The following is a 23,885-nucleotide window of genomic DNA, read 5'->3' as shown; positions in this document are numbered from 1 at the left end:
TCTCAGGCAGGCGCGGGCACGCCGACGAGGACTCCGCGCCTTCGCGCCGCCAAGTCTATGGGGTCGCGGCGGCGACTGCGGACATCGGACGGCCACTTTCGGCGGCCGGACGCGGCGATCCGCGTGCACCGAGGTCATGAACATATCGCGTACCGGTGGGCGTACCCAGCGGCAGGACGGTCAGTGCGGGGGGTGTGACATGGCGCACTCGACCCTCCATACTCGTGCGGGATGGATGGGACAGCTGCGGCCTTTGGGGCGACGGCGCTCTACTATTTCGGGTTCGCCCTCTTCCGGTTGGCCGCCGTACGGATGGAACGGCTGCGCGGCAACCGGATCCCGCGCATGCTCTGGGTGGTCCTGACCAACTGGATCTTCCTGTGCGGGCTGGCCCTGGTGCTGGGCGGGCTGGCGCTGCAGATCATCGCCATGGGCGAGCTGGCGCTGAACGTCGCCATTCCGATCTTCATGTCCGGGCTGCTGCCGCTGCTGGTCATCGCGACGGTCTTCTTCGGCGAGCGGCTGACCGGGCGGGAGTGGCTGAGCCTGCTGCTGGTCGGCGGGGCGATCGCGCTGCTGGTGGCGTCGGTGCGCGACGTGGCGCCGATCGACACGACCGATCTGCCGCCGTGGCGGCTCGCGGCGGTCGCCGTTCCGGCGCTGCTGGTGCCGCTGCTGATCCTGGTGCTGGAGGACGTGCGCCCGGACGGGCGGCACGCGCGTCCGGTGACGGGCATCGCCTACGGCCTGGGGGCCGGCTTCCCGGTGGGCACCGCCGAGCTGGCGATCAAAGGGTGGAGCGACGCGGGCGGCGCCGCCCCCGACGCGCTGACCACCCCGTACCCGTATCTGACGGTGCTGTCCGCGGCGGTCGGGTTCGGCATCATGGTCGCGGCGTTCCAGCGGTGCCGGGTGTCGATCGTGGCGACGGTGATGACCGTGACCGCCAAGTCGCACCTGCTGCTCATGGGCACGCTGCTGTACGGGGAGCCGTGGCCGCAGGACACGGTCCGCTCCGCGCTGCGGCTGGGGGCGTTGGCGCTGGCGGTGATCGCCGTGGCGCAGTTCCCCCGGCACCGCCCGATCGCCGAACCCGTCGGCGAGCCGGACGAGACGCAGCCCGCCCGCGACCCGTTCGGCGAGGCGCCGCTGTCGCGCGATCCGCTCGGGCAGGCCCATCTGGCCGCGCCGTACCTGCAGCAGCCGCCGGACGCGGCGCCTGCGCGCATCTCGTACGGAATCGATCCGCTCGGGCGCGGTCCGCGGTCCGACCAGGGTCCGACTCCGTCAGCCGATCCCGCGGCCGCCGCCTCCCAGGACGGCGACGCCGACCCGGGCGGCGGCGACACGCGGTTCTAGGGCGTCGCCCCGGCACCGCGGGAGGGCCGGGGCGCGCTCTGCACAGGTCAGCGGCGGCCCTTGCCTGAGCCGCTCATGCCGGGCAGGCCCTTGTCGAGTCCGGCGCGGCGCAGCGCCTCGGCCATCGCGCTGTTGTACACCGGGCCGCCGCCTCGGCGGCCGTCGCCGCGTCCGCCGCCCCGGCCCTGGCGGCGCTGGCGGTCGCCCTGGCCTCCGCGCCTGGCGCCCGCGCCGTTCCCGGCGCCGCCGGAGGGCGGGACCTCGTCGTCCAGGCGCAGGGTCAGCGAGATGCGCTTGCGCTGCAGGTCGACGTCCAGCACCTTCACGCGGACGATGTCGCCGGGCTTGACGACGTCCCGCGGGTCCTCCACGTACTTGTCGGACATGGCGGAGATGTGCACCAGGCCGTCCTGGTGCACGCCGACGTCGACGAACGCGCCGAACGCCGCCACGTTCGTGACCACGCCCTCCAGGATCATGCCGGGCTTGAGGTCCTCGAGCGTGTCGACGCCCTCCTTGAACTCGGCCGTCTTGAACGCCGGGCGCGGGTCGCGGCCGGGCTTCTCCAGCTCGGCGAGGATGTCGGTGACGGTCGGCAGGCCGAAGGTGTCGTCGACGAAGTCCTCGGGCCGCAGCGACCGCAGGACGGCGGTGTTGCCGATGAGCCCCTTGATGTCGGTGCCGGCGGCGTCCAGGATGCGGCGCACCACCGGGTACGCCTCGGGGTGGACGGCGGACGCGTCGAGCGGGTCGTCGCCGCCGGGGATGCGCAGGAAGCCGGCGCACTGCTCGAACGCCTTGGGGCCGAGCCGCGGCACCTCCTTGAGCGCGGCGCGGGTGCGGAACGGGCCGTTGGCGTCGCGGTGGGCGACGATGTTCTCCGCCAGCGTCTCGCCGATGCCCGACACGCGGGTCAGCAGCGGGACCGAGGCGGTGTTGACGTCCACGCCGACGGCGTTCACGCAGTCCTCGACGACGGCGTCCAGCGAGCGCGACAGCTTCACCTCGGACACGTCGTGCTGGTACTGCCCGACGCCGATCGACTTGGGGTCGATCTTGACGAGCTCGGCGAGCGGGTCCTGCAGGCGGCGGGCGATCGACACCGCGCCGCGCAGCGACACGTCCAGGTCGGGCAGCTCGCGGGCGGCGTAGGCGGACGCCGAGTACACCGACGCGCCCGCCTCCGACACCATGACCTTGGTGAGCTTCAGCTCGGGGTGGCGGGCGATCAGGTCGGCGACCAGCTTGTCGGTCTCCCGGGACGCGGTGCCGTTGCCGATGGCGACGAGCTCGACCCGGTGGGCGCGGGCCAGCCGGGCCAGGATCGCGATGGACTCGTCCCACCGGCGGCGCGGCTCGTGCGGGTAGATCGTCTCGGTGGCGACGACCTTGCCGGTGGGGTCGACGACGGCGACCTTGACGCCGGTGCGCAGGCCCGGGTCCAGGCCCATGGTGGCGCGGGTGCCGGCGGGCGCGGCCAGCAGCAGGTCGCGCAGGTTGGCGGCGAACACGCGCACCGCCTCGTCCTCGGCCTCCTGCCGGAGCCGGGTGCGCAGGTCGATGCCCAGGTGGACGAGGATGCGGGTGCGCCAGGCCCAGCGCACCACGTCGTTGAGCCAGCGGTCGGCGGGGCGGCCCTGGTCGGCGATGCCGAAGTGCCGGGCGATCATCGCCTCGTAGGAGCTGCGCTCGGCCGTCTCGCCGTCGGTCTCCTCGGGCTCCAGCTCGAGGTCGAGGACCTCCTCCTTCTCGCCGCGGAACAGCGCGAGGACGCGGTGCGAGGGCAGCTCGTCGAGCGGCTCGGCGAAGTCGAAGTAGTCGGCGAACTTGGCGCCGGCCTCCTCCTTGCCCTCGCGCACCTTCGACACCAGGCGCCCGCGCTCCCACATGCGCTCGCGCAGCGCGCCGATCAGGTCGGCGTCCTCGGCGAACCGCTCGACGAGGATCGCGCGGGCGCCCTCCAGCGCGGCGGCGGCGTCGGCCACCCCCTTGTCCGGGTCGACGTAGGCCGCGGCCGCCTCCCGCGGGTCGTTCGCGGGGTCGTTCAGCAGCAGGTCGGCCAGCGGCTCGAGGCCCGCCTCGCGGGCGATCTGCGCCTTGGTGCGGCGCTTGGGCTTGTAGGGCAGGTAGATGTCCTCCAGCCGGGCCTTGGACTCGGCGGCCATGATCTGCGCGCGCAGCTCGTCGGTGAGCTTGCCCTGCGACTCGATCGACTCCAGGATCGCGGCGCGCCGCTCGTCCAGCTCCCGCAGGTAGCGCAGGCGCTCCTCCAGGGCGCGCAGCTGCCCGTCGTCGAGGCCGCCGGTGGCCTCCTTGCGGTAGCGGGCGATGAACGGCACGGTGGCGCCGCCGTCGAGCAGCTCGACGGCGACGCGCACCTGCCCTTCGCGCACGCCGAGCTCCTCGGCGATGCGCTGGGCGATCGGCCTGGCGCCGGGGACGGCGCGGCCGTCGGCCGCCTGGGCAGGACTGGCTGTTGACGTAGTGGACGCTGTCACGTTCTTGGATTCGCTTTCTCCGCTGGGTTCGCGATGCATTGTCCAGGGAATCGCGCCGCTTGTCGCGCCACACGCACAGATCCCGTCCCGCACGCGGATGGCCCCCGTCACAGGCGCACCGGTGCACCGGTCACGGTCACGCGGGCAGGGCGCGGCGGTCAGGCGGCCCAGGGAGGGACGAGTCGATCGGTGCCCTTGGGGGCCATCGCGCACCCTGTGCCGACGCCGTCCGGGTTGCAGACCCTGGCCCCGCGCGAGCTCGGCGCCGACCGCCTGGCGGCGCTCGAGGAGGACCTGCGCGGCATGACGCCGGCCGGCTTCTTCCGTCTCGACGCCCCCGGCTGGTTCGGAAACGTCTGAACCGAACCCGGCGTCGCTGCGTACCATCGCGCGCCGGCCGGGGGCTGGACGCGCCGCGCGCGACGGGCCGCTCGACGAGCCGCCGCGGGCGCCGAACATACGTCCCCAGGCTGCCGCGCAGACCACCCGACGGGCGCGAACTCGGCGGTCGCAAGCTCTTGATGGCCCGCCCGGCCGGAGCTACCATCCAGCTAATTCTTAGGAAACTTTCCTAAGAGAGGGCCGAACGGACGCGCCGTGGCCTCCCGCTATGACCCCGCACTCACGACACCCGCACACGAATCCCGCACATGACACCCGCACTCCTCGACATCTCGCGCGCCTCGCGCACCCCGGGACATGGCGGCACGGCCCGCGCTCCTCGGCCGATCGGGGGTTCCGACCGGTTTCAGGGGACGAGCTGAACGGAGAACCATGTCCAGATCGGGTGGACGGCGGGCGCTCGCGCTCGCCGGCGCACTGACGATCGCGGCGGCCGGATCGGCGGTCGTCGCTCCCGCCGCCGCGACCGCCGCGGCCGCGGTCACCGCGACCTGTACCAAGACCTCGGACTGGGGCACCGGGTTCGAGGGCAAGTGCACGATCACGAACGGGACGGGCACGGCGATCTCCGGCTGGAGGCTGGAGTTCGACCTGCCGTCGGGCACCTCCATCGGAGCCACCTGGGACGCCAAGAAGAGCGTCTCGGGCGACCACTACACGTTCACCGACGCGGGCTGGAACGCCACCATCCAGGCCGGCGGCACCGCCTCGTTCGGCTTCAACGGGACCGGCTCCGGCTGGATCTCCGGCTGCACGATCAACGGCGCCGCGTGCGACGGCAGCGGGCAGCCCGGGGGCGACACCCAGGCGCCCAGCGCGCCGGGCAACCTGCGCTCGACCGGCAAGACCGCCACGAGCGTGACGCTGGCGTGGAACGCCGCCACCGACGACGTGGGCGTCACCGCGTACGACGTGTACCGGGGCGACACCAAGGCCGCCACCGTCACCGGAACCTCGGCGACCGTGTCGGGGCTGTCGCCCGACACCACCTACACGTTCACCGTCAGGGCCCGGGACGCGGCCGGGAACACCTCCCCCGCGTCCAACGCCGTCTCGGTCACCACCGACGCCGACGACGGCAACCCCGACCCCGGCCCGTCCGACCGCAAGATCATCGGCTACTTCGCGGAGTGGGGCGTCTACCAGCGCAACTACCACGTCAAGAACATCGACACCAGCGGATCGGCGGCCAAGCTCACCCACATCAACTACGCCTTCGGCAACGTGCAGAACGGCCAGTGCACGATCGGCGACAGCTACGCCGCCTACGACCGGTTCTACAGCGCGGCCGAAAGCGTCGACGGCCAGGCCGACACCTGGGACTCCGGCGCCCTGCGCGGCAACTTCAACCAGCTGCGCAAGCTGAAGAAGAAGTACCCGCACCTGAAGGTGCTGTGGTCGTTCGGCGGCTGGAGCTGGTCCGGCGGCTTCGGGCAGGCCGCCAGGAACCCCGCCGCGTTCGCCGACTCCTGCTACAGGCTGGTCGAGGACCCGCGCTGGGCGGACGTGTTCGACGGCATCGACATCGACTGGGAGTACCCCAACGCCTGCGGGGCGACCTGCGACAACAGCGGTCCGGACGCGTTCCGCGAGCTGATGGCGGCGCTGCGGCAGCGGTTCGGTCCGAACAACCTGGTCACCGCCGCGATCACCGCGGACGCCTCGTCCGGCGGCAAGATCGACGCGGCCGACTACGGGGGCGCGGCCCAGTACGTCGACTGGTACCTGCCGATGACGTACGACTTCTTCGGCGCGTTCGACGCCGACGGCCCGACCGCCCCGCACTCGCCGCTCACCTCCTACCCGGGCATCCCGCAGGAGGGCTTCAACTCCGACGCGGCCATCCAGAAGCTGAAGGCCAAGGGCGTCCCGGCGAGCAAGCTGCTGCTGGGCATCGGGTTCTACGGCCGCGGCTGGACGGGCGTCACCCAGAGCGCCCCGGGCGGCTCGGCCACCGGTCCGGCGCCCGGCACCTACGAGCAGGGCATCGAGGACTACAAGGTGCTCAAGGACCGCTGCCCGGCCACCGGCACCGTGGGCGGCACCGCGTACGCCCACTGCGGCAACCAGTGGTGGGGCTACGACACGCCCGCCACGATCGGCGGCAAGATGAACTACGTCAAGAACCAGGGGCTCGCGGGCTCGTTCTTCTGGGAACTGAGCGGCGACACCGGCAACGGCGAGCTCATCTCCGCCATGCGCAACGGCCTCGGCTGACTTTTCCCGGAACAGCCGCCGCACCTCCCGTCGGGTGAGCGTCGCTGCACTCCGCGCTCACCCGATGGGCCGGGCCCCTGACGGTTCCGCGACCGGCCGTCGGGGGCCCTTCCATGTGCGCACGGGACGCACACCGGGAGCGCCGCGCCACGACCGGTCGGAGGCGTCGGGTTCCCTCGCCGTTCCTGCAGGTAGATTCGGCCCTGTGGAAGCGCCGAACACCGTCGAGGCGGTTCTGTTCGACCTCGACGGCACGCTGATGGACCACGACGCGGCGGCGTCGGAGGCGGTCGTGCGGTCGCTCCCCGGATTCGACCCCGAGCGGGTGGCGTGCCGCTGGCGGGAGCTGACCGAGATCGCCATGGAGGGCTATCTGGCGGGCCGGCTCGACTTCATGGAACAGCGCCGGCTGCGGATCACGACGCTCGCCGCCGAACTCGGCCTCGGCGCTTGGGACGCCGACCGCGCCGACGCCTGGATGGCCGAGTACCAGCGGCGTTACCGGGACGCCTGGCGCGCCTACCCCGACGTCCGGCCCGTCCTGGAGGAACTGGGGCGGCGCGACCTGCTGCTGGGCGTCGTCACCAACGGGGACGCCGCCCAGCAGCGCGCCAAGATCCAGCGGATCGGCCTCGGCGCCGCGCTGCCCTACGTGGTGGCGTCCAGCGAGGCCGGAGCCGCCAAGCCCGACCCGGCGATCTTCCGGCGCGCCTGCGCCGGGCTGGGCCTGGCGCCGCACGCGGTGGTGTACGTCGGCGACCGTCTGGACGTCGACGCCCTCGGCGCCGCGTCGGCGGGCCTGCACGGCGTCTGGCTGGACCGCCCCCGCGAGATCGGATGTCCCGGCGGCGGGGCGGGCGACGGCGAGGCCGCCGGACCCGAGTCCGTCCCGGTCCCCCGCATCACCACTCTCACCAAGCTTCCCGATCTGTTCAGTTGGTTTTGAGCACGGCTTCGATGTCCAGCGTGATGTCGATGGCGTGGGCCAGCACCACCGCACCGCTCGCGACGGTCCCCTCGTCACCGACGCCGAAGTCGAGCCGGTCGATCCGGCCGGTGGCGGTGAACCCGGCGCGGGCGCCCTGGCTCGGATCCTTCAGGTAGTAGTCGGGACCGAAGCCGCCGAGCTCCAGGCTCAGCGTCACCGGCCTGGTCACGTCCTTGATGGTCAGCTCGCCGTCCAGCGCGAACGCCTCCCCGTCGGGCCGCACCCCGGTGGACCGGAAGGCGATCGTCGGGTACCGGTCGGTCTCCAGGAAGTCGGCGGTGCGCAGATGGGCGTCGCGATCGGCGTTGCCGGTGTCGACCGAGGCGGTCGCGATGGAGGCGGTCACCGTGGACCGCAGCGGGTCCTCCGCGGTGACGATCTCGCCGGAGAAGTCGGTGAAGCGCCCGCGGACCCGGGCGACCATGAGGTGCCGGACCGAGAAGCCCACGCTGGAGTGGACGGGATCGATGACCCACGTCCCGGCGATGTACCCGGGGATCTCGACAAGGTCGGCCGTCATCGTGTCTCCTTGAGTTCTCGACGGTAAGCCAGTTCCCATCCATATCCGACTTACGGAAGGGAACTGGAGCCATCCTGCGGAAAGGCGCAGCGGGCGCACAAGAAGGCACTTTTTTCTGCCGTGGTCACAGGGAGGGAACCATGGAGGTCGCACCGGACCCGAAAGAGTGCGGCGGGAAGGTCGCGACCCACGCGCGGGAGATCCTCGGCCGCGTGGGCGACAAGTGGTCGCTGTACGTGATCGCGCATCTGGGCACGGAGAGCAAACGGTTCACCCAGCTGAAGAAGGAGATCGACGGCATCAGCCAGCGGATGCTCACCGTCACGCTGCGCGGCCTCGAACGCGACGGGCTGGTGTCCCGCACCGTCTACCCGGTGATGCCGCCCCGCGTCGACTACGCCCTCACCCCGCTCGGCCGCACCCTGCTGGACGCCGTCGGCACCCTCGTCGCCTGGGTGGAGACGCATGTGGACGAGGTCATCGAGGCACGCGCCCGCTACGACGCCCGCGCCCGCGAAGAAGCCGCCCTGACCGCACGCTGAGGATGCGAGGGGGCGGGGGTCGGCCATCGCGTCCACGGTGATCTCGGCTCCAGGGTCAGCGCGGCCGCCCGCGGCCATGTCGGCGACGACACACGGCCGGCGACCGTATGCCGTCTGGCGCGGGCCTTGACGAACGTGGCAGGCAGCGCGTCGACGCTCAGCTGCCAGGCGACCACCGCGACGGCGAGCGGCTCCGCCGGGGCTGCAGTTGCGGCGCGCCCATCACCGACGAGCATCGCGACGTTCGCGACCCGTGCGCCGCGCGGCGCGGCATTCTCCCGGTTGTCAGACGAACCGGTTAGAACGGTCGCATGGCACACGTTCCACCGCTGGTCCACTCGGCCACCGCGGCGGGTCCGGCGTACCTGCTGGCCTGGGAGCGGCTCCCCGACGGCGCCTGGGGCGCCCGCATCGCCTGGATCGAGATGGAGGGCGAGTCGTGGAGGGGCCGGACCGCCCACGTCACCGCCGACGACATCGCCAAACTGGACGGCCAGGACTACTCCGCGGTCCCCCGCCGCGCCTCCTGACGCCGACCATCTCGCAGGCCGGGGGGCAGACGACCCTCGTCTCGGCAGCGCATTGCTGGGAGCAGCAACGCGGCCGTCTCGTGCGGGACGTGCCTGGAAGGTCGTGACGCATTCGATCATGACGTCCCGTCAGAGCCGGGCTCGAACCGAGACCAAGCGGACAACACGCCACCGAACGGCCGTCGGCCGCCGGGGCGGCGCAGAGGCCGGCCCTCGCGGTCGGCCTCGCTCGAGAAGCAGACTCTGCCGACCTTCCGACGAGCCGCCGGCACGCCCATACTCGTTGACGCGTCGATGTGTAAGGGTTGATGCATACTTGTCCCTTACCTAGGTTGGTCGGCATGAGCACCGATCGCCACACCGATGTACGGCAGGCCGTCGAGGACGACATCGCGGAACTGGTGCGCCTGCGGGCACTGCTGTTCGAAACCCTCGGCGGCGCCTTCCTCGATCGACCGTCGACGGGCGCCGAGTGGCGCGACGCGCTCACCGGCGTCCTGAAGCAGAAGCTCGCCGAGGACGACACGCGGATCCTGGTCGTGGACGGCGATGACGGCCTGGCGGCCTGCGGCATCGGCATCGTCCAACAGTGGCTCCCCAGCCCACAGGCGCACAACGGACGTGTCGGACACGTGATGGGCATGGTCACCGATCCGGCGTACCGGCGACGCGGCTACGGCCGAGCGATCATGAACGGCCTGCTCGAGTGGTTCCGGCAGCGCGACGTCACCCGCGTGAACCTGCACGCCTCTCCCGACGGCGCCCCGCTCTACCGCGAGCTCGGCTTCGTCGACCACCCCCATCCTTCGATGCACTGGTGTCCGTGACACGGTGGCCTCGCCCCTCCAGTGCTGATCCGGTCCGCACCGTCGAAGACGTCGCGAATCCGCTGCCCCTCCAACGCGCAGGGTGCCGTTCAAGCGTCCATGAGTGAGGCGCTTGGAACGCCCACGCGCACCGGACGTCCAACACTCGGCCCCACACTGCCGAGAGGTCGGCTGGAACCACGGCCGCCCAGCGCGGGGCATGGCCGACCGCTCCCGCAGCTACACCGCACCCGGCGGCCTCCCACCCGCCAGCCGCGTCACCAACCTCTCAAGACAGAACAGTCGGACGTCTTCACTGCGGGGAGCCCACTGCACGTCGTCCTCGCCGACCACAACGTCGGCGGCGCAGGTGCCGTCGGTGTGGGTGACGGTGCCGTCCGGCCGCACCTGGTGCGCCTGGACGCCGGGCCGCAGCGCGTCGGGTGGCAGCGCCTGGTGCAGGAGGGCGAGCAGGTCTGCGCGGTGAAGAGCGAGCCACGGGCCATGGCGGCGGATGAGCCGGTCGACGTCGTTGCGGATCAGCCAGGTTCCGTCGGCCCGCCGAACCCCGACGGGCGCATCGGCCACGGCGTGCGCGCGGACCCGGCCGCCCAGCCCCAGCGCCGCCAGCGCGCGAAGCGCGTTGGGCTGAATCGACAATCCGGCGCCGACCTCGGTGAACGCGGGCGCCTGTTCCAGAACGCGCACCTGCCAGCCGTGACGGTGCAGGGCGATCGCCGCGGCGAGTCCGCCGATTCCTCCGCCGATGATGAGCGCGTGCATGTCCGTCCTTCCACGGTGGGGTTGGTGTGTGCGGTCAGTGCAGTCCGCGCTTCCCCGGGGTCCAGAACGGCTTGACCTTGATCGAGCGCCGGTTCCAGCCGCGCTCGCGGACGAGGTGGTTGCGGATCATCTGGCAGGTGCGGGCCTCCCCGGCCACGTAGGCGGCGCCGTCGACACCGGGCAGTTCCAGGGCGGCCACCGCTTCCAGCAGGGTCGCGGACGATGCGGCCGGTGCACCGTGACGGTGCACGCGCCGCAGCCGGTGCGGGCCGGGTATCGGCACGTCGTGCTCGGGCGATTCGCTCTCCAGCACCCCGTAGACGCGGGCGGACGGCTCCAGCGCCCGCAGCATCGGCCCGAACGCGACACTGGCGGTCTCTTCCCCGACGAACAGGTGGAACGGTGCCGGGCGGATGAACAAGTCGCCTTGCGGCCACCAAAGCGTCACCCGGTCCCCCGGGGCGACCGTTCGCGCCCATCGCAGGCCGATGCCGTCCCCGTCGTGCAGGTGCACCCAGAGCTCGATCGCCCGCTCTTCGGGTGCCAGTTCCCAGATGGTGTACGTGCGCAGGGTCTCGGACGGGCGCAGCAGCCCTGACACCGACAGCGGATCGTTGATCTGGACCCGCACGTGTTGTCCGGGGACGTAGGTGAAGCCGATCGGCTCGTCGGTCGCCAGGCGGATCCGCCGCATCGTCGGCGTGACCGAACCGGTGTCCGTGACGGTGCCCTCCAAGCGGTACTTGGCGAACGCACCCGCCAGCGGATTGCGCATCCTCCCCGCCATGTCGGCTCTCCTTCCGCTCGCGGTGTCGGTGGACGGCGGCGGGGACAGGCTTCGCCACACGGCCGTCGCGGCCTCGAAAACCTGCCTACCGCGCACCTGACTCCTTAGACCCCCTAAAAGTTTTAGAGACTCTAAGGAAACATAGAGGCGTTAAGCTGTCAACGTCCCAGCGAACGGCACGAAGGGATCGCCATGGCCGCACGACCCGTCCGTCGACGCGAGAAACTCCGCCAGGCCACGCTCGCGGAGATCCGGGAGGCGGCGCGTCGACTGCTCGCCACCAAGGGCCCCGCGGCCGTGACGATCAACGCGGTCGCCCGCGAGGTCGGCATGAGCGGCCCGGCCCTGTACCACTACTTCGCCTCACACGACGACCTGGTCGCGGCGGTCACCGCCGACTTCCTGAACGAGCTGACCGCGACCATGGAGGCCGCCCGCGACGCCCACACCGCCGGTTCGCCCGCCGAACGGCTGCTGGCGACCTGCCGCTCCATGCGCGAGTGGGCCGTCGCCCACCCGGCGGAGTTCCGCTGGATCTTCGCCAGCCCCATTCCGCCGTCCGCGTCCGCCCGGAACAGCCCGGACTCTCCCCGCAACAAGGCGGCACGCGACTTCGAGCTGGTCTTCCTCCGGCAGATCGAGGAAGTGTGGGCCAGCGCCCCCTTCCCCGTCCCCGCACCTGAGGAGCTGGCCCCCTCCGTACGGGAGCAGCTGGACGCCTACGCCGTCTCCCTGGGTCGAGATCTGCCCATCGGGGCCCTCCACGTCGCGATGAACTGCTGGATCCGGCTGTACGGGCTGCTGTGCATGGAGGTCCTCAACCAGCTCGACTTCGTCTACTCCGACGTCGCCCCGATCTACGAGGAGACCCTCCGCGACATCACGGCCGCCCTCGGCCTCGACTACCACCCGCCGGCACCTTCTGAACCGGCCCCCACCCCGTCGCAATGAGCCGCCGCCGCAGCCTGCTTCGACCATGGGAGCGGGCCTGGCGCGACAACGTGGCACTGTCGTCGTCCACGCGCGCTTGGGGCCTCCGTCTCGCGCTCTGCCGCGAGTTCGGCATCGCCCCTGCCGAGACGGCCGACGGCACGAGATCTCACCAGCAGACGATCCTGGTCCGTCCCTGTGAGGTCGTGGTCAACCGCTTCCACAACAAGGACCTGACCACGTCGGAACGTCGCAGGTCGTCCATACGATCATTCGGGTGGATCTCGACGGATTGATCAGGGACCTGGCCGCACCGGACGAAGCGACCTGGAAACCGGCCTGGGACGCCTTCTTGGAACTCGGCGGCGCCGGGGTCGACGCGCTGGTGAGGGAACTGCTCGATGAGCAGTCGCCGCTGGACTGGGCTCGGGCGGGCTCGCTGCTGAGGGAGCTGGGCGATCCGGCGTTCTGCGCGGTCCGTGACGCCGTCGCCGCCGACCTGCCGGAAGAGCCGGCCCGTCGGGCACGCTGGACGTTCGGCGGTTTCCGGGGCGAGCACTGGGACCGTCTTCTGGAGTCGCTCGAACATCCCTCACCTGACGTCCGGGCGTGTGCGGCCCTCTGCCTGCAGAGGTTGAGACAGGGCGCCCTGCCCGCCTCCGGTGCCCTGATCCGACTGCTCGGCGACCCGGACGAGAACGTGCGACGGCGCGCCGCATGGGCGTTGGAAGCGATCGGTCCCGGAGTGCTCGACGAGCTGCGGGAGGTGCGCCGGTCGGGCCCGGCCGCGTACCGCTCCGCCGCCTTCAACACGATCATGAACATCGGCGGCCCCGAGGCCCTCTCTCCCGAGGACGAGATGCTGTGGCGGCGTTACCTCGGGGCCAAGGCCGCCGCCGACCGGCCGCAGTCGATCTGGGAGAACAGCTGCTTCGCCGTCCCCGGGAGTGATCAGGAAGGCATCCTGCGGACCCTGGACTTCTCCGATCCCAGCCCGATGTACTTCGATCTCGGGCTGGCCGTCGCCGACGGATCGTGGTGGACGGCGCCGCCGGTCGAGCATCCGGATCGGGCGGAGGCGTTCATCACCCCCGAACTCGACGGCTGGACGCTCATCGTCAGCGGCTGGTGCTATCCGGCGTGGGACGAGCAGTGGTACGCGCAGACACGCGACGCACTGCGACGGTTGAGCGCCCGGTTCGGCACCGCCTGGGGTTTCGCAGGCCGCGGCTATTGCGGGACGGCGGCGTGGGCCTTCGCCGAGAACGGCGACATCGCATGGGAGCGCGAGGTCACCGATGACGACGAATGGGGCGAGATCGACCCCACCGAGGGCATCGGCGCGGACGAGCCGCTCGGCATCGATCCCACCGAGCTGTCCGAGGAGACTCCCATGCGCGGCTCGGGCCTACGTGCATTGACTCCCTACGGCCGCGACGCTCCCCGCCACGAAGACGCCTGACGACCCCGCGTGCACCGCCCTGGCCCACTTCGCCTTGAAGCCCCGCGCCGCCCGCGCTCACGAGAACCCTCGCGAAGCCTTGATCCGCTCCTTCGACCTGCCCGACCAGGGCTGGCGCGCCCTCACCTCGTGCGCCTAGCCCTCCCTTCCACACGCCGCAAAGCTGCGACCCTCTCCAGGAGGGGGCAGAGCTTCCCCACACCAGCAGCACGCGGATGGAGTTTGCGTGCGGGCCCGACGCAGGCGGGACAACGCCGAAGCCGACCACGTGCACCTGCCGATGCGCTGGGGGCGCGCCGCCGTCTGTGTCAGCGGTGACGTCAGTGCTCCGACCGCCCTCGGCAAGCAGCGAGAGGTGACCAAGGGCGGCTCAGGGGAGGGAGGCGCGCGCCGGGGTCCTGAGAGGGCCTCCCATGGCGGCGAGCAGCAGTCTTAGCGTCGGAGGCATGGACATCACTTCACGTTCCGTGTTCATGGTCGGTGGAACATCGGGAATCGGCCTTGAGCTGGCGCGTCGCTTCCGGGAGGCAGGCAGCACCGTGGTCGTCGGCGGCCGTGACACCGAGGTACTGGCGAAGCTCACCGCAGAAGGGCTCGGCACGGTCGAGATCGACGTCACGGACGCCGATTCGGTGGCTCGCGCCCGCGACGACGTGCTGGAGGCGCATCCCGATCTCGACACCGTCGTGACGATGGCGGGGATCGGGGTGCCGGAGGATCTGTGGGATCCGGCGCATTTCGCCACCGCTCAGGCGATCGTCGAGGTCAATCTGCTCGGCACCATCCGCGTCATCGACGCCTTCACTCCGCATCTGCTCGCCCGCGGCGCCGGGACGATCGTCACGGTCAGCTCCGGGATCGCGTTCCTCCCGTTCCCGCCGATGCCGACGTACGGCGCGTCGAAGGCGGCGGTGCACGCCTACAGCGAGGCCCTGCGCGCGCAGCTCGCGGGCACCGGCGTCGAGGTCGCCGAACTGGTGCCGCCGGCGGTCGCAACGGGCATGGGCAGCGGCAACCCGCGTGCGCTCTCCCTGGACGCCTACGGGGCGGAGGTCATGGAACTGCTCGCGCAGGACCCCACGCCTCACGAGATCCTCGTGCGGGGCGTGCTCATGCATCGATGGGCCGAGCGCGACGGCACCTATGCTGAGCTCGTGGCGCAGCGTTCGCAGGCCCTCGCCACGCTGCCCGGCCGCACCCGGAACTGAGGTCGCCTGATGCCCGACGATGCGCAGAGGAATCGGCTCGGCGCCTACTTGAAGGCGCGGCGGGGCCTGGTCACTCCCGAGCAGGCGGGCATCCCGGCGGGAGGGGTCCGACGTGTGCCCGGACTGCGTCGCGAAGAGGTCGCGATGCTGGCCGGCATCAGCGCCGATTACTACCTGCGCCTCGAACGCGGCCGGGACACCCATCCCTCGCCGCAGGTGCTCGACGCGTTGGCGCGGGTGCTGCGGCTCGACGAGACCGAGCGCGCCTACCTGTTCGAACTCGCCGCGCCGTCGACGCGGAAGCGGAGGCGCCGCACGCCTCCGGAGCGGGTCCCCGCGCGGCTGCACCACCTCCTGGCCGCAGTCAATGTGCCCGCGTTCGTCGAGAGGCGCACCTTTGACGTCGTCGCCGCGAACGATCTCGCGATCGCTCTTTCGCCGCGACTGCGTCCAGGGCAGAACCGGTTGCGCTCGCTACTGCTCGACCCCGAGGAGCAGGCGTTCCACAAGGACTGGGCCGCCTCGGCCGTCGAAATGATCGCCGCGTTCCGCGAGCAGGCCGGGGCCCACCCCGACGATCCCCGCTTCGTGGAGCTCGTCGGCGAGTTGTCGCTGGCCAGCGGGCGCTTCCGGGAGCTTTGGGCACGCCATGACGTGCGGAGGCTCGAAGGCGGCACGGCGACCGTGCTGCACCCGGTCGTCGGTGAACTCCGGCTGCATCGCGACAAACTGCCCGTCGACGGGTTCCTCCTTGTGCTCTACTACGCCGAAGCGGGCAGCGAGAGCGCGGACAAGCTCGCGCTTCTCGCCTCTCTCGCCGGGTCGAACGAGCGCAGCTGACGCCGCGACGTGAGCAGACCGCCAGGCTCCGAGAAGACGTCCGTTAGTCCAGCCGAGGACCGGTCTGCTGTAAAGGTCGGCGGACGCCGCCGATAGTCGTGAGTACTCGCGGAGAACGGCTACGTCCTTCTTGGGTGACACGCGGGGCGGTTCACCGGCTCGTTGATCAACGCCCCTGGCGATCGCAGCTCGCCGCGTCGGCGGGAAGACTCACGGGCGCTCATCCAATGTCTTCGGGCACGTCTACTTCAGCCTGGTCCGAGCGCATCATCAGGCCGACGGCCGCGGTGGTGCCTTTCCGAACCGGAAGTCAAGCCCCGGCAGGAGGTGTCCTCATCGAGCCGGACGCCGGGGCGCCGCCCGCTCGCCGCTCCCCGTGCCGCCGCCCCGATTGCGCCGACGCCTCCGACCAGCACAGGTCCGCGCGGCACGGGGAGCTGCTACCGCGGATTGACGGCGACTCCCTTGAAGAACGTGTAGTGGAAGGTGCCGCCGGGGTCGGCGGTACGGCGCAGGTCGGCGATGCCCCGGTCCCAATCGGGCGCCGTGATCAGCCCGGTGGCCAGGGCGTCGTCCCGCACCGCCTCGACCATCGCGATGAAGGTGCTGCGTATGAAGCCCTCCACGAGCGCGGGACGGGTCCGGTCGGCGTAAACGGTGCGCGGGCCGACCACGATCTCCGTGTACCCGGCCTCGGACAGCAGAGGCTGCAACCGCCGTCCCACCAGAGCGTCCCCGCCCGCGGCGGCCTGCAGACGGACCAGGCACTCGATCGTGGCCTGCGCGTAGCGGCTGTCGGGATGGAAGAACGCCGAGCCGTGGTCGCCTTCAATCACCGTGATCGTGCCGCCCGGTGCGAGCACGCGGCGCAGCCCGGCCAGCGCCAGGGCCGGGTCCCGCAGATGCTCCAGGACGAAGCACACGAAGACATGGTCGAACGCCGCGTCGGGGAACGGCAGGTCAAAAAGGTCGGCGCGATGCCATTCGACGCGGGCGCCGGGTCGCTCGGCGGCGAGGCGGGCGCGGGCCCGTTCCAGCGATTCCTCGGACACGTCGATCGCCACGATGTGCGCGCCCGGGCTGTGCGCCACGAGGTGCACCGTTTGCGCGCCGACGCCGCATCCCACCTCGAGCACCCTGCTGCCGTCCGGGTAGGCGGTGTCGGAATGCAGCAGAGCGGCCAGCGTGTCGGCCTGGTCTCCGAGCCTGCGCGTTTCGCGTTCCGAATATCCGTGGACGTAGCGTCCGCCCGGAAGGATGTCGGTGTTCATGCCTGCCACCCTGCTGGCATTATGGCCCGATGCCCAGGTCCAATCGCGACCAGATCGACTGGTCCAAAACGTCCGGCGCCGACTTCCTGCAACTGGACGTGCGGGAAGCGCCGCCGGGCGGGCTGTCGGACTGGCTGGCACGGCGGCTGCGGCAGGCCATCGCGGACGGACGGCTGCCGATCGGGAGCCGGCTTCCGGCCACCCGTGTGCTCGCCGCGCAGCTGGGCGTGTCGCGCGGCGTCGTCACGGAGGCCTACCGGCGGCTCGGTGAGGACGGCCATGTCGTCGGCCGCGGACGCGCGGGCACGATCGTCGTCGCGGCGCCGGTGTCGACGTCGGAGGCGGCGGCGCCGGAACCGACCGCCGTCCCGCGGAAGACCTCCTCCGTGTTCGGCTCCACGCCCGGCGCCGACGTCTTCGACGCGCTGCGCACGTCCCCCGCCCGCATCGACCTGTCCCCCGGCCTGCCCGACCTCGCCGCGTTCCCTCGGTCGGCGTGGCTGCGGGCCGAGCGCGCCGTCATCAGCGAACTTCCGGCGGCCGATCTGGGCTACGGCGACCCGCGCGGCACACCCGCGCTGCGCCGCGCGGTCGCCGTCTGGCTGGCGGCCAACCGCGGGATCAAGGTCGCCCCGGAGGAGGTCGTCATCGTCGCGGGCACGGCCCAGGCGATCGGGCTCATCGCCCAACTGCTGCGTGACGACGGGATCACCGCCATGGCCGTCGAGGATCCAGGGTCACTCGGTGCGCGCATGCACCTCCGCTATTGGGGCCTAGACACCCCGCCCATCCCGGTCGACTCCGAGGGGCTGCGGGTGGACGCGCTGGACGACGCGCCGTCCGTCCTGCTCACACCGGCGCACCAGTTCCCGATGGGCGTGGTGCTGGGCGGAGAGCGACGACGCGCGCTGATGCGGTGGGCCGCGGCCGGAGGCCTGATCGTCGAGGACGACTACGACGCCGAACACCGCTACGACCGTCCACCGGTCGCCGCAGTGCGCGCCATGCTGCCCGAGCGGGTCTTCTACGCCGGGTCCGTGTCCAAGCTGCTGGCGCCGGCGCTGCGCATCGGCTGGCTGCTCGCGCCGCCCAGGTACCGGGACGCCGTCGTGGACGCCAAACGCTTCACCGACCTCGGCAACGCCGCGTTGCCGCAACTGGTCCTGGCGCGGCTCATGCAGTCCGGCGCCTTGGAACGCCAACTGCGTCACCTGCGCCGACGCCACCGCCGTCGCCGCGACGCCATGATCCGGGCGATCGCCGAGCAACTGCCGGACGCGTCCGTGCACGGCGCCGCCGCGGGCCTGCACCTGACGATCACCTTCGACGGCGCGTTCTCCGACGTGTCCCTGGCCGCCGCGGCGCTGGCCCGCGGCGTGCGGACGCAGCCGCTGTCCTGGCACGCCCAACGGCCGCACCGTCCGGGTCTCGTCCTGGGCCACGCCGCCAGCACCCCGACCGACATCACCGAAGGCATCGCCATCATCGCCGAGGAACTACGCCGACTCTGACCCTCCGCCCAACCCGCGGTCGTACCGACCACCGTCGCCGCCTGGGGCTGCCGGTACGCCGGTCGGGCCTCAGCCCGACTCATCGTTGACGGGGCCGCACTGAAGACGGCACGTGACAGGAACTCGTTGAGGCGGGGGCAGACCCAGGTGCGGAACGTCCCTCACTTGGGGATAGCGGTGTAGCCCGTGTTGCCGGCGCCTTCCGCCGCTCGCTGCAGGGCATTAAGGCGGGCCTGACCAGGCAAATTGATCACTGTGATGTGGCCGCGACGAAAGCGAACGCCCTTGCGCCAAGCCGACGATCCTCCTGGCGGCGCCCGCCGAGCGTGATGTGACAGGCGATCGCCTTCTTAGGCTGAGCGACATGATCCGGGCAGTGGTGTTCGACGTCGGCGAGTGTCTGGTGGACGAGACGCGGGAGTACGGCACCTGGGCCGATTGGCTCGGTGTCCCCCGGCACACGTTCTCGGCGGTGTTCGGCGCGATCATCGCCAGAGGACTGGACTACCGGGAGACGTTCCAGGTCTTCGCCCCTGGGTTCGATCTGACCGAGCAGCGGCAGAAGCGGGCTGCGGTCGGGGAGCCCGAGACGTTCGGTGAGGAGGACTTGTATCCGGACGCGCGTCCGACCTTGGCGAGGCTGCGGGCCGACGGGCTGTGGGTCGGGATCGCGGGGAACCAGACGGCGCGGGCCGGCGGCATCCTGCGGTCGCTGGATCTGCCCCAGGACATGATCGCCACGTCGGACGACTGGGGAGTGTCCAAGCCGGATCCTGCGTTCTTCGGCCGGGTGGTGGACGCCGCGCCGTGTGAGGCAAGCGAGATCTTGTACGTGGGTGACCGGCTGGACAACGACATCCGGCCCGCCGCGGCGATGGGTCTGAAGACGGCGCTGATCCGGCGGGGGCCGTGGGGCATCATCTGGCAGGACGACCCGGAAGCCGACCGCCTCGCGACGATGCGCATCGACTCGTTGGCCGAGCTTCCAGACCGGATCGCCGAGTTCAACGCCGAAGCGCGCTGAGCGTTTGCCAGTGCGGGACCGAAGCTGGTGGGCGGCCTCGCGCCTGCCCTTGCGGGCCCAGCCAGCGCGCTGTTTATTCGGTGATTCGGCGGGCGGAGCAGCCCTTGCCTCGCCGACAGCGCATCGGAGCGGGTGGCTGGAGGGCCGCCGCACGCGCACGCCACCCGCAGCTGGGCCTCACCTGCTCGAACACGGTCGAGCCACTGACATTGCCGACAATGACCAGCGCTGCCCAGCGGCACCCCTTCCAACCAGCACGTGACGGTCGTCGGGTCACCGCGCGTGCGGCTGGTCGCCTGTCCGCTTCGGTCAAAGGTCGGTGCGACGGGCGCAGGCATCAGGCCTGTGTCCCAAGAGCGGACTTCGGCAATGATCAGAGGCGGGGCGGCGCCTGGTCGAGCACACGCAGAACCTCGGCGAAGCTTTGGACGAGCGAGGTGAGCACGGCCTTGCCCTTCTCGGCCGTGCCGAGCGACGGGCGGCCGATGACCCCCGTCCGCGTGTACGCCTCCATCCCGGTCGTCAGGAGATGACGGCGGTCGTCGGCCAGGTGATCGGCGGACTCGTACCCGTGCCTGACCAGCTCCGGGGCGACGTGCAAGAGGATCGAGGTCTCGATCTCACCCGCGTGCATGTCTTCGCTGGTCGACGTGACGAGCCGTCCGGCCTTGCGGGCGTCGTCCCAGTCGGCTCGTTGCGGGAACAGCGCCATGCGCTGCCCTTTCGCGTTCGCCTCTTGGACGACGTTGCCGAGCACATAGTTGCCGCCGTGCCCGTTGACGATCGCCAGGGCGGACAGCCCCGAACGGGCAATGGACTCATAAACGTCAATGACAATCGAAAAAAGGGTACGGGCCGATATGCTGGTCGTTCCCGCCCATGCACCGTGCTCATGGGAACACGACAGTGTTATGGGGGGAAGCAGCAGAACGGGGTACACGTCCGCGAGTTCTCGGGCGATGGCGCACGCCACGACGGTATCCGTGATCAGCGGCAGATGGTCACCGTGTTGCTCGAAGCTGCCGACCGGCAGAATGGCGACGCGGGCGTCTCGGTGCCGCTCATCGGTGGCCGTCGCGGTGGGCAGGAGATGTTTCACGGTGTTCCCTTCGGATGCGGCGGCTCCGCGGGTGTCTCAACGGTGATATCGATCCTCCGTAGCAAGTCTGCCACTTCGGGGTCACGCGACCATCGCCCCAGCTTGTTCCGTGCACGCTTGAGCTGGACCAGCACCCTTGGCGAACCGAGCGACCGGGTAAGAGTCAACGCCTCGTTCGCGACCTTGCACGCCTTTTCGGGCTCCTCCACTGCGGCATAGGCGGCGGCGAGTCGGGCCAGGCAGAGAGCATAGTCGCGCATCTGGATGGACTGCTGAAGCTGTGACCGGCTCTCCTCGAAGATCGGCACTGCCGCGCCAGGGTGGCCGAGCATGGTCCACGCCGCGCCGGACTCCATCGCGACGTAAGCGGGAGTGCAGTAGCGGGCGCGGTCGCCTTCGTCCTGGCCCAACCCGTCAGCGGACTGGGCCAGCGCTTCCTCGGAGTCACGTTCGAAAGCGCGCCGATTTCGCAGCATGGCGTTCGCGTTCGCGCGTTGCCGGAGTACGACGGCGCGGAGTCGGGGCGTGAGCGCGTCGGCGTACTTGAGGGCCGACTCGGCGAGACTCAAGGCGAGTTCGGGGTCGCGCAGATCGGTCGAGATATTGCTCTTGCGCATGAGGATGTACGACGTGACGCGCGGGTCACCAAGCTCCAACGCGTAGTCTTGGGCCCGGTTCGTCCAGTACATCGCGGTTTTATGGTCGCCCGCGTCCTGATAGAGCCACCCGCAGAACTCGAGGAATTCACTCCCGACGTTGAGCGCCTCGATTCGGTCAGCTCCTCGCGCGGTGTGGCATATGCGCTCGATGACAGGGATCTGGCTGTGGACGGCCGGCAGCAAGAACAGGGCGCCCATGACAGCGTCCGCCTGGATGTAGGCAGTGAGCACTTGACGCAACCCGGCCAAGACAAAAGGGCTGGGCGCGTCGGGCAGCCTGGTCGGCGGCTGCGCGTCGGTCAACGACGGTTGCCGAGTCTCGGCGAGGGGGTTGCGAGGGGCGAGACCTAGGCGCACGCGGGCATGGTCAGGCATGTTCAGCCCGTCCGCAATGCGCTCGAACAGCTCGAACTTCTCTATGGGGCTGCCGGTGCCTCGCATGAGGCTGTTAACGCGGGGCTGGCCAATGGACGTGGCTGCGGCGATGCGGTGTTGACTCGCTCCGGCGTACCGCTTCGCGAGACGGAATAGGGCGCCCACGTCACGCGCTGAAAGAATCTTGTCGGTCTCGGGCGTGCGCCACACCCAGTCGGGCAGGTGGATCGGCTCGAAGGCTGATCCTGGCATTATCCGACCGCCCCTTTTTGGTCATTTTGTCCCGCTCTCCGCACGCTCCATGACGACAGCGAGCCTATATCTATTCGTTGGATTACTCCAGGATCTCGGTTTTCGTCCTTGTGATCTTGATCCTGGGCCGTATGAGCGATGCGCGAACGGCTGAGTGCGCGCGCTATGGAGGGCAGCGCTGGAGGCTGCCCCACCATCGGCGGGCGCTGCTGGTGTGTCCGATCGGTGCGGAGAACGGGGCTCGACGATCCCAGCGTCTGGAGTGCGCGCAGACGCGGAAGACGCGGCGTTGTGGTGAACCGCGGGACCGGCGACGCGACACGGCGACCTGGTGCCCCGGGCCTGGCTCTGCGGGCGGCCCTGACGTATGTCGACCCACCGGTCCCGCCTCGAACGTGCGGGAGGCGACATGGACAAGGCGAGCGACAGTCGGCCTGTGAACGGGTCGGAGCGGCGGCGGGTGGATGAACGGGTGGCTGCGCTGGTGACGGCCCTGAATGCGAGGGGCCTGGCGGGCAAGGCAGACAAGGACGGTGCGGTGCTGGCGGCGAACCCGGCCGGCGAGCCCGATGGCGGCGATCCGCGCGGGCGCGCGATGAGTCCGGGGCTGCGGCAGGAGGTTCGGTGCCTGCGCAACGCTCGTGACGGCGGGCGGTTGTGGTGGTACTGGGCTTGGGCTGGGCCGACCCGGCAGTCTCCTGCCGATCTGGAGCCGTTGTGTCCGGCGGCCGATGCCGAGATTGCGGCAGACAGGATCGCCAAGGTGCTGGCGGTGCCGTCAGCGGACGCGACGCGGCATGGCGGGCTGCGCGATGACGAGTGAGCGGGCGGGGCGAGTGGCGCAGCCAGTCGCCAGGGTGGACGCACGTACGGCCGCAGCACAGATCGAGCGTGAGTTTCCGGGGGTCGTGGCGTGGTTCGGCAGGGCGACGCGGACCTGGTGGGCGATGGTTCCGATCGGAAGCGGGTGGCGACTGGTGGAAGCGATCGACCCGGCGGAGCTGCGGCAGGCGATCCTGACACGGGCGATGTGGCCGTGGCCTGCGCACGCGGTGGTGGCGACGTCCCCGGCGACTGGCATGTCGAGGCGCACCCCGCAGGGCAGGTCAGGGTGACGACGGCGTGTCCGGTGGCGTGGCTGTGAGTGCGCGCCGCGGCGATCTGGTGCTGTCGCTGGAGGAGGTCGGACGCATTGCCGGACAGCCCGCCCCCACGCATGCGGCCACTTGACAGACGGCGAGGCCCAGGTGGGGAACCGTCCCTCACCTGGGCCTTCGCGACTGGAGCGGGCGACGGGAATCGAACCCGCGTAGCCAGTTTGGAAGACTGGGGCTCTACCATTGAGCTACGCCCGCGAGTGGATCGGTGAGGCCGGGCCTCACGATCGCCATCCAGTAGGTTACCGGGTTTCCGACGCTGTCGTGTCCAGGAACGGACCGGAAACGGATGAGCGGCGAAGGGCCGATCGCACTAGACTGCACGCGTCGCCGCTCGGGGCGTCGTCCTCCAGGCGGCGGACGGGCTGTGGCGCAGTTTGGTAGCGCACCGGCTTTGGGTGCCGGGGGCCGTGGGTTCAAATCCCGCCAGCCCGACGATCAACATCGGATCGACCCTGGACCCGCGATCGGGTTCAGGGTCGTTTGCGTCGGGGGCGGGCGGCCGAGGTCGGTGCTGAATGCTGACGGCCACGCACGCCGATCTGAGCTCGTCAGATGCCACTCCGGCCACCTGCGCGCGGAGTGTCCATGCGGATGCGGGCGACCACACGCGCCGACGACACACCCTCGCCCGTCAAGACTTTCACGGCCGACATTGGGGTGCA

General features: G+C 70.8%; 21 protein-coding genes and 2 tRNA genes. 15 read left to right on the top strand and 8 right to left on the bottom strand.

All coding sequences use genetic code 11. The annotated features are described in order from the left end of the window. Nucleotides 1-231 precede the first annotated feature (231 nt). Entirely contained in the window at nt 232-1,359 is a 1,128-nt protein-coding gene (locus AR3_RS14090; protein WP_146150300.1) for a DMT family transporter, read from the top strand. 47 nt (nt 1,360-1,406) lie between these two features. On the opposite strand, the gene AR3_RS14085 is transcribed toward AR3_RS14090, so the two are convergent. After that, entirely contained in the window at nt 1,407-3,782 is a 2,376-nt protein-coding gene (locus AR3_RS14085; protein ID WP_067914264.1) for a Tex family protein, read from the bottom strand. Nucleotides 3,783-4,046: 264 nt separating this feature from the next. On the opposite strand from AR3_RS14085, the gene AR3_RS31735 reads away from it, so the two are divergent. The 3 genes from AR3_RS31735 (at nt 4,047) to AR3_RS14075 (ending at nt 7,422) form a co-directional block, all read left to right on the top strand. Continuing rightward, entirely contained in the window at nt 4,047-4,217 is a 171-nt protein-coding gene (locus AR3_RS31735; protein ID WP_217998534.1) for a hypothetical protein, read from the top strand. A gap of 414 nt (nt 4,218-4,631) precedes the next feature. Continuing rightward, nucleotides 4,632-6,476: a glycoside hydrolase family 18 chitinase gene (locus AR3_RS14080; protein WP_067914226.1), complete on the top strand. Its 1,845-nt coding sequence runs from the start codon at nt 4,632-4,634 to the stop codon at nt 6,474-6,476. Between the two features lie 205 nt (nt 6,477-6,681). Further along, a complete protein-coding gene (locus AR3_RS14075) occupies nt 6,682-7,422 on the top strand; it encodes an HAD family hydrolase (protein ID WP_067914224.1) in 741 nt (246 codons plus the stop codon). Here the strand turns inward: AR3_RS14075 and AR3_RS14070 are convergent. After that, nucleotides 7,409-7,984 carry a YceI family protein gene (locus tag AR3_RS14070; protein WP_067914221.1) on the bottom strand — a complete coding sequence of 192 codons (576 nt, stop codon included), beginning with the start codon at nt 7,982-7,984 and terminating at the stop codon, nt 7,409-7,411. The genes AR3_RS14075 and AR3_RS14070 overlap by 14 nt on opposite strands. Before the next feature lie 140 nt (nt 7,985-8,124). Here AR3_RS14070 and AR3_RS14065 point away from each other — a divergent pair, with 140 nt between their 5' ends. The 3 genes from AR3_RS14065 (at nt 8,125) to AR3_RS14055 (ending at nt 9,883) form a co-directional block, all read left to right on the top strand. Beyond that, the gene (locus AR3_RS14065) at nt 8,125-8,526 is read left to right on the top strand and encodes a winged helix-turn-helix transcriptional regulator (protein ID WP_067914218.1); all 402 of its coding nucleotides are present in this window, start codon (nt 8,125-8,127) and stop codon (nt 8,524-8,526) included. Nucleotides 8,527-8,837: 311 nt separating this feature from the next. Continuing rightward, entirely contained in the window at nt 8,838-9,056 is a 219-nt protein-coding gene (locus AR3_RS14060; protein WP_067914215.1) for a hypothetical protein, read from the top strand. 341 nt (nt 9,057-9,397) lie between these two features. Next, a complete protein-coding gene (locus AR3_RS14055) occupies nt 9,398-9,883 on the top strand; it encodes a GNAT family N-acetyltransferase (RefSeq protein ID WP_067914212.1) in 486 nt (161 codons plus the stop codon). Nucleotides 9,884-10,102: 219 nt separating this feature from the next. On the opposite strand, the gene AR3_RS14050 is transcribed toward AR3_RS14055, so the two are convergent. Then, entirely contained in the window at nt 10,103-10,645 is a 543-nt protein-coding gene (locus AR3_RS14050) for an FAD-dependent monooxygenase (RefSeq protein ID WP_067914209.1), read from the bottom strand. Between the two features lie 34 nt (nt 10,646-10,679). After that, nucleotides 10,680-11,432: a siderophore-interacting protein gene (locus tag AR3_RS14045; protein ID WP_067914207.1), complete on the bottom strand. Its 753-nt coding sequence runs from the start codon at nt 11,430-11,432 to the stop codon at nt 10,680-10,682. Nucleotides 11,433-11,624: 192 nt separating this feature from the next. Between AR3_RS14045 and AR3_RS14040 the strand changes: the two genes are divergently transcribed. From AR3_RS14040 to AR3_RS14025, 4 genes are all read left to right on the top strand, one after another. Continuing rightward, nucleotides 11,625-12,383 carry a TetR/AcrR family transcriptional regulator gene (locus AR3_RS14040; RefSeq protein WP_067914205.1) on the top strand — a complete coding sequence of 253 codons (759 nt, stop codon included), beginning with the start codon at nt 11,625-11,627 and terminating at the stop codon, nt 12,381-12,383. A gap of 256 nt (nt 12,384-12,639) precedes the next feature. Next, the gene (locus tag AR3_RS14035; RefSeq protein ID WP_067914201.1) at nt 12,640-13,824 is read left to right on the top strand and encodes a HEAT repeat domain-containing protein; all 1,185 of its coding nucleotides are present in this window, start codon (nt 12,640-12,642) and stop codon (nt 13,822-13,824) included. Between the two features lie 446 nt (nt 13,825-14,270). Beyond that, complete coding sequence (locus AR3_RS14030; RefSeq protein ID WP_067914198.1) at nt 14,271-15,032, top strand: SDR family oxidoreductase; 762 nt, start codon at nt 14,271-14,273, stop codon at nt 15,030-15,032. Between the two features lie 9 nt (nt 15,033-15,041). Beyond that, nucleotides 15,042-15,872 carry a helix-turn-helix transcriptional regulator gene (locus AR3_RS14025; protein WP_067914195.1) on the top strand — a complete coding sequence of 277 codons (831 nt, stop codon included), beginning with the start codon at nt 15,042-15,044 and terminating at the stop codon, nt 15,870-15,872. 440 nt (nt 15,873-16,312) lie between these two features. Here AR3_RS14025 and AR3_RS14020 read toward each other — a convergent pair whose 3' ends face one another. Then, a complete protein-coding gene (locus AR3_RS14020; protein WP_067914192.1) occupies nt 16,313-17,143 on the bottom strand; it encodes an L-histidine N(alpha)-methyltransferase in 831 nt (276 codons plus the stop codon). Nucleotides 17,144-17,172: 29 nt separating this feature from the next. Between AR3_RS14020 and pdxR the strand changes: the two genes are divergently transcribed. Together pdxR and AR3_RS14010 are read left to right on the top strand one after the other, a co-directional pair. Then, on the top strand, nt 17,173-18,654 hold the full coding sequence (gene pdxR, locus AR3_RS14015; RefSeq protein WP_067914189.1) for a MocR-like pyridoxine biosynthesis transcription factor PdxR: 1,482 nt from the start codon (nt 17,173-17,175) through the stop codon (nt 18,652-18,654). 364 nt (nt 18,655-19,018) lie between these two features. Continuing rightward, on the top strand, nt 19,019-19,678 hold the full coding sequence (locus tag AR3_RS14010; protein ID WP_067914260.1) for an HAD family hydrolase: 660 nt from the start codon (nt 19,019-19,021) through the stop codon (nt 19,676-19,678). 373 nt (nt 19,679-20,051) lie between these two features. Here AR3_RS14010 and AR3_RS14005 read toward each other — a convergent pair whose 3' ends face one another. Together AR3_RS14005 and AR3_RS14000 are read right to left on the bottom strand one after the other, a co-directional pair. Next, nucleotides 20,052-20,777 carry a creatininase family protein gene (locus AR3_RS14005; RefSeq protein WP_067914186.1) on the bottom strand — a complete coding sequence of 242 codons (726 nt, stop codon included), beginning with the start codon at nt 20,775-20,777 and terminating at the stop codon, nt 20,052-20,054. Beyond that, nucleotides 20,774-22,063 carry an NsdA family TPR-like regulatory protein gene (locus AR3_RS14000; protein WP_067914183.1) on the bottom strand — a complete coding sequence of 430 codons (1,290 nt, stop codon included), beginning with the start codon at nt 22,061-22,063 and terminating at the stop codon, nt 20,774-20,776. The genes AR3_RS14005 and AR3_RS14000 overlap by 4 nt, the downstream gene beginning before the upstream one ends. Before the next feature lie 409 nt (nt 22,064-22,472). On the opposite strand from AR3_RS14000, the gene AR3_RS13995 reads away from it, so the two are divergent. Continuing rightward, nucleotides 22,473-22,886, top strand: a complete 414-nt coding sequence (locus AR3_RS13995) for a hypothetical protein (RefSeq protein WP_067914180.1) — start codon at nt 22,473-22,475, stop codon at nt 22,884-22,886. Nucleotides 22,887-23,344: 458 nt separating this feature from the next. Here the strand turns inward: AR3_RS13995 and AR3_RS13985 are convergent. Next, nucleotides 23,345-23,418: transfer RNA gene (locus AR3_RS13985), tRNA-Gly, on the bottom strand. A gap of 163 nt (nt 23,419-23,581) precedes the next feature. Between AR3_RS13985 and AR3_RS13980 the strand changes: the two genes are divergently transcribed. Continuing rightward, a tRNA-Pro gene (locus tag AR3_RS13980) sits at nt 23,582-23,655 on the top strand. The last annotated feature ends 230 nt before the right edge of the window (nt 23,656-23,885 follow it).

The organism is Actinomadura rubrobrunea NBRC 15275, assembly GCF_001552235.1.
Taxonomy (GTDB): domain Bacteria; phylum Actinomycetota; class Actinomycetes; order Streptosporangiales; family Streptosporangiaceae; genus Spirillospora; species Spirillospora viridilutea.
Note: the sequence above shows the minus strand (reverse complement) of the source record. Positions and strands in the feature narration are given on the sequence as shown.